Annotated in this window: 7 protein-coding genes; 5 read left to right on the top strand and 2 right to left on the bottom strand. The window is 71.2% G+C overall.

Annotated features, from left to right (window positions below):
• Positions 1-89: 89 nt before the first annotated feature.
• From DW309_RS07965 to DW309_RS07950, 4 genes are all read left to right on the top strand, one after another.
• Positions 90-644 carry a PH domain-containing protein gene (locus DW309_RS07965; protein WP_168387224.1) on the top strand — a complete coding sequence of 185 codons (555 nt, stop codon included), beginning with the start codon at positions 90-92 and terminating at the stop codon, positions 642-644.
• A gap of 61 nt (positions 645-705) precedes the next feature.
• On the top strand, positions 706-1,830 hold the full coding sequence (locus tag DW309_RS07960; protein ID WP_136045073.1) for a 5-(carboxyamino)imidazole ribonucleotide synthase: 1,125 nt from the start codon (positions 706-708) through the stop codon (positions 1,828-1,830).
• 124 nt (positions 1,831-1,954) lie between these two features.
• A complete protein-coding gene (purE, locus tag DW309_RS07955; protein ID WP_136029996.1) occupies positions 1,955-2,422 on the top strand; it encodes a 5-(carboxyamino)imidazole ribonucleotide mutase in 468 nt (155 codons plus the stop codon).
• On the top strand, positions 2,419-3,873 hold the full coding sequence (locus DW309_RS07950) for an LCP family protein (RefSeq protein ID WP_136029939.1): 1,455 nt from the start codon (positions 2,419-2,421) through the stop codon (positions 3,871-3,873). The genes purE and DW309_RS07950 overlap by 4 nt, the downstream gene beginning before the upstream one ends.
• A 166-nt stretch (positions 3,874-4,039) precedes the next feature.
• Here DW309_RS07950 and DW309_RS07945 read toward each other — a convergent pair whose 3' ends face one another.
• Together DW309_RS07945 and DW309_RS07940 are read right to left on the bottom strand one after the other, a co-directional pair.
• Complete coding sequence (locus tag DW309_RS07945; RefSeq protein WP_240744521.1) at positions 4,040-4,498, bottom strand: LAVTG motif-containing sortase-dependent surface protein; 459 nt, start codon at positions 4,496-4,498, stop codon at positions 4,040-4,042.
• A 269-nt stretch (positions 4,499-4,767) separates the two neighbouring features.
• The gene (locus DW309_RS07940; RefSeq protein WP_136035337.1) at positions 4,768-6,531 is read right to left on the bottom strand and encodes a DUF4012 domain-containing protein; all 1,764 of its coding nucleotides are present in this window, start codon (positions 6,529-6,531) and stop codon (positions 4,768-4,770) included.
• A 142-nt stretch (positions 6,532-6,673) separates the two neighbouring features.
• On the opposite strand from DW309_RS07940, the gene DW309_RS07935 reads away from it, so the two are divergent.
• Positions 6,674-7,431, top strand: a 758-nt coding sequence (locus DW309_RS07935) for a glycosyltransferase family protein (protein WP_136045072.1), incomplete at its 3' end; no start/stop codon positions are given.

Genomic DNA, 7,431 nt, shown 5'->3' with positions numbered 1-7,431 from the left:
GGGCGACGTGGTGCACGTGCGGCCCGCGTGACGCGGGGACACGCCGCCCGGCGACCGGCGTTGTCGGTCTCCCGGGGCACAATGGTGGGGTGACCCAGCCCGTGACGCTCGGCGGGCGGCCGCTGATGCCGCCGCCCGGGGCCCCCGCCGAAGAGCTGCTGATTGCGCGCTTCCGCAGCCACGCGCGACGCCTGTTCTGGTCCGCAGTGGTGCTCATCGCGACGTTCGGGCTCACTGCCTACCTGTACGACAACCTGCCGGCCGGGTTCGAGAACTGGATGCTGCTCGCCGCAGCCGGCGCCGTGGTCCTGCTCGCGGTCGTGGTCCCCTTCGTCGTCTGGTACTCGCGCACCACCACCATCACGACGCGACGGGTGATCGCGCATCAGGGCATCGGTTCCCGGCAGCGCAGGGAGATGTCGCACGCGCGTGGGTACACGATCGGGGTGCGCCGCGGACCGCTCCAGCGCCTGTGGGGGTGCGGCACCGTGACGCTGTCCAACGGCGTCGACGCTCCGCTGCGGCTGCCGAACGTCCCGAACGTGACCCTGGTGCACGAGACGCTGGCGGACCAGATCGAGGTCGGGCAGATCCTCGCGCACCGCGACGCACAGGCCACCGCCGACGACACCGACGCCCTCTGACCCGCGGTCCCTCGCGCGCCCTCGAGTGCGGAAGAATGGGACCAACGAATGGAGGCGGCACATGGCGTTGCGCGTTGGCGTGATCGGCGGAGGACAGCTGGCACGGATGATGATCGCTCCGGCGGTCGAACTCGGGATCGACCTGCGGGTGCTCGCGGAGGACGAGGGCATGTCCGCCGGGCTCGCGGCCACGGCCGTCGGCGACTACCGCGACCTCGCGACGGTCCGCGCGTTCGCCGAGGGCGTCGACGTCATAACCTTCGATCACGAGCACGTGCCGCAGGACGTGCTGCGGGCCCTCGTCGCCGACGGCGTCGCGGTGCACCCGGGGCCCGATGCGCTCCAGTTCGCCCAGGACAAGCTCGCGATGCGTGCCCGTCTCGCCGACCTCGGGGTGCCGCAGCCCGAGTGGGCAGCGGTGCGGAGCGTCGCCGAGCTGCAGTCCTTCCTCGACGCCCAGGGTGGCGCGGCCGTGGTCAAGACCCCGCGGGGCGGCTACGACGGCAAGGGCGTGCGCGTCGTCCGCTCCGCCGACGACGCACGGGACTGGCTGGACGCCCTCGGTGAGGGGGAGGCACTGCTCGCCGAGGAGCTCGTGCCGTTCGTCCGCGAGCTCGCCCAGCAGGTCGCCCGGCGCAGCGGGGGAGAGATGATCGCGTACCCCGTGGTCGAGACCGTCCAGCGCGATGGGGTGTGCGCCGAGGTCATCGCGCCCGCCCCGGCCGCCGGCGATCGCCTGGTCGAGGTGGCGGAGGGGATCGGACGCACCATCGCGGAGGGTCTCGGCGTCACCGGCATGCTCGCGGTCGAGCTGTTCGAGACCGACGACGAGCGCATCCTCGTCAACGAACTGGCCATGCGTCCGCACAACAGCGGGCACTGGAGCCAGGACGGCGCCGTGACCGGACAGTTCGAGCAGCACCTGCGCGCGGTCGCCGACCTGCCGCTGGGCAGCACCGCTCCTCGTGCGTCGTGGTCGGTGATGGTGAACATCCTCGGCGGCCCGATCGGTGCCACGCTCGACGAGCGGTTCGCGTCGGCGATGGCGGAGCACCCCGGCGCCAAGATCCACACGTACGGCAAGGCGCCGCGTCCGGGTCGCAAGGTCGGACACGTCAACGTCGCCGGGGAGGACCTGGACGACGCGGTGTACGTCGCTCGGGCGGCCGCCGCGCACTTCGCGTGACGCGAGGCGGACGGGACCTGGGCGCAGCCGCGTGCCGCTGGGGTGTTCTCCCAGCGCGAGCCCGTAGCCTGTTCTGGTGACAGAGCCACTTCACTCCTCCGCTGCGCCCGTGGTCGGCGTCGTCATGGGGTCCGACTCCGACTGGCGCGTCATGAGTGACGCCTCGCAGGCCCTGACGGACTTCGGGATCCCGCACGAGGTCGAGGTGGTCTCGGCGCACCGCACCCCCGACAAGCTCATGTCGTATGCGCGGGAGGCCCGCGCGCGAGGGCTCCGCGTGATCATCGCGGGGGCCGGCGGAGCGGCCCATCTGCCCGGGATGCTCGCGTCGATGACGCCGCTGCCCGTGGTCGGTGTTCCCGTGCCGCTCGCGTACCTCGACGGCATGGACTCGTTGCTGTCGATCGTGCAGATGCCGGCGGGGATCCCCGTGGCGACCGTCTCGATCGGCGGGGCCCGCAACGCCGGCCTCCTGGCCGCCCGCATCCTCGGCGCCGCCGACGCGGAGCTCGCCGACCGGGTGGAGGCCTACGCGGCCGATCTCGAGTCGCAGGTCGCGGCGAAGAACGAACGGCTGAAGGACTCGCTGTGACCCTTGCGCCTCCGCGCGCACGACAGCGCCCGATCATCGAGACCCGGCCGCTGCGGCACCCGGACTCCACCGACCCCGGGATGATGTCGAAACGCGGGTGGTGGCTCATCGCGATGAACCTTCTTCTTCCGGGGTCCGCTCAGGTGCTGGCGGGCAACCGCCGTCTGGGTCGGTTCGGTCTCGGCGCCACGCTCACGGCCTGGCTGCTGGTGATCGTGACCGTCGGTCTCGCCCTGTTCGCCCGACCGGTCCTCCTGTGGCTCACGGTCGCCGGCGGGTTCTTCTCCGCCGTGGTGCTGACGATCGTCCAGGTGCTGCTGGTGGCGTACGTGGTGCTGTGGATCGTGCTGACCCTCGACACCCTGCGCCTCGTGCGGCTGGTCAAGGTCCCCAACCCCTCGCGGCTGGCGATCCCCGTGGTGGCGCTCGTGCTCCTCGGCCTGGTCGGCGGCGCCGCCGGTTACGCCGCGACATCGGTGGGATCCGTGCGGGGAACCGTCGGGGCGATCTTCGGGCAGAGCGGACCGAGCCTCCCGCCGAGCGACGGCTACTACAACATCCTCCTGCTCGGTGCGGACAGCGGGGACGGCCGCGACTCCATGCGTTTCGACAGCATCTCGGTCGTGTCGGTGAACGCCGAGACCGGTGCGGTCACGATCACGGGCATTCCGCGTGAGCTCCCGAATGCGCCGTTCAGCGACGGCAGTCCCATGCAGGCGCAGTACCCGAACGGATTCGAGGGGCACAGCTCGTCGACCTGCGGGTGGAACGGCTGGATGAACCACGTGCGTTACGCCGCAGAGGTGTGCCGGGACGACGGAGGAGCGGAGCTGTACCCGAAGGCGGTCGCCCAGGGCTCCGAGCCGGGCATCGAAGCGACGAAGGATGCCGCCGAGGGCGTCCTCGGGATCGAGATCCCGTACTACGTGTTCGTCGACATGCACGGCTTCGCCGACCTGGTCGACGCGCTGGGCGGGGTCGATATCAACGTCACCGAGCGTCTCCCGAAGGGCGGTCCGCCCGAGGGATGGACCGGGACGGACGTGAACGAGTGGGCGATCGGCTGGATCGAGCCGGGCCAGCAGCACATGGACGGCGACACGGCGCAGTGGTACGCCCGCTCGCGCTACACGACCAGCGACTGGGACCGCATGAAGCGGCAGCGGGAACTTCAGGAGGCGATCCTGGCTCAGTTCACGCCGCAGACCGTGCTGACGCGGTTCAACGAGGTCGCCGCGGCCGGCACGGCGTTGATCAGCACCGATCTGCCCCAGGACAAGCTTCCGGAGTTCTTCGATCTGATGCTCAAGGCGAAGGAGCAGCAGGTCACGACGATCGAGCTGACCCCGGATTCGGGCGTGGACGAGCACAACCCCGACTACGGGTACATCCACCAGATGATCCAGCAGGCGCTGCACCCGCCGACGTCGACCCCCACGCCCAGCCCCTGACGGAGGGGGCCCGCTCCGCGTGGGCATGGCGCAGCCCACGGGCGACGCTCCCGAGGGTCGTCGCCCGTGGGCGTCCGGTGCAGCACCGGATTCGCCAGACGACGGTGATCGGAGGGGGAGGGATCACCGTCGTCCAGCCGACCACCGCGCGAGGCGGCAGCCAGGCTCAGGCGCGCTTGCGGCGAACGATCCCGGTGGCGACGAGCGCCCCACCGGCGACCAGGGCGGCAGCTCCACCGCCGAGCACCCACGGCGAGACCGAGCCGCCGGTGAGCGCGAGCTCCATGCCGCCGCCGGTCAGGGGCAGCTCGGTACCCGCGGGTGCGACGGCAGGGTCGTGATCGCAGCTGGACGCGGCGTCGTGGCCGTGCGACACGGTGATCGTGGCGGTGTACGGACGCGAGCCCCCGAAGGCGACGGCGTAGGAGCCCTCACCGTCGGCCGGCGGGCGGAACGTCAGCGTCATGCTGCCGTCGGCGCCGGCGGTGTTGCCGGAGGTCGCGGCCTTGCCCGCGTTCTTGCCGGAAACGGAGACCGCCACGTTCTCGGACGGCAGGAAGTACCCGGGGCCGAAGACGATGGTGGAGACCTCGCACACGTCGATGATCGGGTCGCCGACCTTCACACCGGGAGGCGAGGGGTACGAATCGCTCGATGCGTCCGGAATCGTCGGCGCAGCGGTTGCGATGGTCGGCGCGACGAGTACCAGCGCGCCAGCGGTAAGGCTGATGGCAGCCAGTTTCTTCAGCATGATCTCTCCCCAGAAATGTCACGCGGAATCGCCTCCGGACACACCCCTGCGTCCGACTGCGTGAGGTCTCCTGCCCCCACGGCAGGTTCACAGACCCCAGTTATTCCCCAGTGAGATGACAGTACCCCATTCGAGGGAGATTGTCACGAACCGCAGCGGAGTGTGTCCTTGGTCAGCTCCGGCCCCGTGATCAGGGGGGTGTGCAGCACCTCGGTGAGCCGCTGACCGGCACCCGTGCCCTGGAACTCGACGGTGATGGTGGTCGACTCGCCGGGCGCCAGCTGCACCTCGTGCTGCACGACGGACCGGTCGCCGAGCATCGCCGTCTGCACGCCGTCGTCCTCACCGTCCCTGTCCACGTGGGACGGGGTGGCGCCCTCGGGGCCGTACACCGCGATGAGCGTGCGCACGGTGCCGGGCGGCACGCCGTAGAACCCGTCGCCCGTCACGTACGGCGGCAGGGAGGTCGCCGCGTCGGCGGGTGCGGTGTTCGTCCAGGTGACGGTGATCTGCGTGGTCGGCTCTCCGTCGCAGCGCCCGACGGCGGTCGCGATCGTGGCGCGCGTGTAGTAGTCCATCTTCGCGCCGGTGCCGTCGTTGAACAGCACGCCCACGTGACTCGTGTCGGCCGAGTCCGGGGGGATCGTGCCGCCGAGGGCGCTCGCGGCGAGCAGGGTCTCCTCGTCCTCGTGCGCGCTCCAGATGCGGATCCGACCCTCGCCCGCGGCATCGGCCAGCGCGCCGATCAGAGCCTGGGGATCGCCGCCCGACAGGGCTGCTCCGAACAGGCCGCCGGCTGCAAGAGCGAAGATGTCATCCTGTGCCACGGGGTCGGGGACGGCCGCGTAGATCTCCGACAGCAGAATGCTCGTGATCGTGTCGGACGTCGCCGTGAAGGGCCCGAACGTCAGGTCGCCCGTGACCTCCATCAGATGCTCGGCGACCAGGGCGTCCACGGCGATCACCCCGTCGACCTGGCCGCCGAAACGCCCGACCCACCGTGCCGCGATCGTCTCGCCGGCCTCGCGGAAGTCGGGGATGCTGGTGATGTTCTGCAGGAACCGTCCTGGGCGATCCTCGAACAGCGCCGTGGTGGACTCGCTCACCGGGAGGGGGACATCGAGGGCGGGGAAGTCGCGCGTGGATGCCTGGCTCTGCAGGGTCACCCGCCCGTTCTCGGCGTGCAGCAGGGCGATCGAGCCGATGATGCCGCCCGAGGAGCGCAGTTCGGCGTTGTTCTGCATCGCGAGCACGTACGTGCGCGGACCGTCGCCGCCCAGCATCGTGGGCAGGAGCACGGCAGCGCCGTGCAGCGAGCCCACGACCGTCGCCGCCTGCGTGACGGATCCTCGCATCTGACGGATGGCATCGGCGAGAGGGGGCAGCGTCGCATCGGCGTCGATGCGCTTGGCACGGTCGTCGGCGGAGGTGAGCGACGCCGCGGCGGCGGCCAGGGGCTCCTCGACCTGGGCGAACGGCGCGAGGTTGATCGCGCCGTCGGTGAAGCCCAGGCTCGACAGGTCGAGATCGGCGCCGACCTGCAGCAGGGGTCGCAGCGCCTCGGTCGATACGTCGTCCGCGATCTCGGCGATCTCGCTGACGGCCTGGAAGTTCGGACCGACCCACGGCAGGACGCCGAACGCGTGCCAGATCGGATCGGAGGTGAGGTCATGGGCGGAGGCCGCGTTGCGGGCGATGGCATCGGAGATGGGCTCCGCGCCGTCGAGATCGCCCTCCGCGATCGCCTGCTTCAGCTGGGTCGCGCCCTTCGCGACCTGACGCAGATCGTCCACCGCGCCGATGCCGCGGACCGTGACCCAGCCGATGGCGATCACGAGCAGCGTCAGGAGGATGCCGATGGTCCATCCGATCCATCGGCGTCGGGCAGGAAGTCGGCCATCGCTCACTCGAGCATTCAAGCACGGTGGGTACGCGCGAGGCCATGGAGCGCGCACGTGAGGTCATGCGTTGCTGTGGGAACGCTGAAATTGCGGACCGGCGGGCGGTGCGCTCCACGGCTCCGCAGCATGCCGCGGTTAGCCTGAACCCATGGGTGCTCGGCTGCGTGTGGTTCTGGATCAACTGGTGCACGTCGTGGACCAGGACCAGGCCACGGCGGCACGTGAGCTGACGGCGGGGCTCGTCGCGACGGCCCCGTCCGGCTGCGCGGTCGACGCGATCGTACCGGCGGGCGCGCAGGTGGACGTCGCCGGGGTCGACGAGGTGCGCACGCTCGGTCTCGGTCGCCGGGAACTGGCGGCCTCGTGGCAGCTGGGCATCGCTCCGGGTGTGGGCGGCGGGATGATCCACGCGCCCACGCTGATGGCGCCGCTCGTGCGCCACGACAGGGTGCACGACCACGATCAGACCACCGTGACGGTGTGGGACCTGTGCGCCTGGGACGACCCGGGCGCCCTGTCGAAGTCGGCCGTGGCCTGGCAGCGCGGCATGCTCCGCCGTGCCGCGCGGCACGCGGACGCCGTGGTCGTGCCGACCCACGCCGTGGGGGAGCGTCTGGCCGAGATCGCCCGACTCGGCGACCGGATCCGCGTCATCGCCGGCGCACCGCCGCACGATTTCGCCGTGCCTGCCGACGCCGAGTCCCGGCGGGGCGCGCTGTCCCTGCCGTCGGAGTACATCGTCCTGACCGGATCGGCGGACACCCTCGCGGCGGGGTTCCGTGGAGCCGTCGCCGCCGGCGTCGATGCCGTGGTGCTCGACGCCCCGGAGGGCTCGGAGCCGCGGCTGGCCGAGGTCGCCTCCGCCGCAGGCCTGCCCGAACGGCGCGCGCACGTGCGCGGTGCGCT

This window comes from Microbacterium sp. K41 (genome assembly GCF_004794395.1).
Lineage (GTDB): Bacteria > Actinomycetota > Actinomycetes > Actinomycetales > Microbacteriaceae > Microbacterium > Microbacterium sufflavum.
This window is presented reverse-complemented; position numbering and strand designations above follow the sequence as displayed.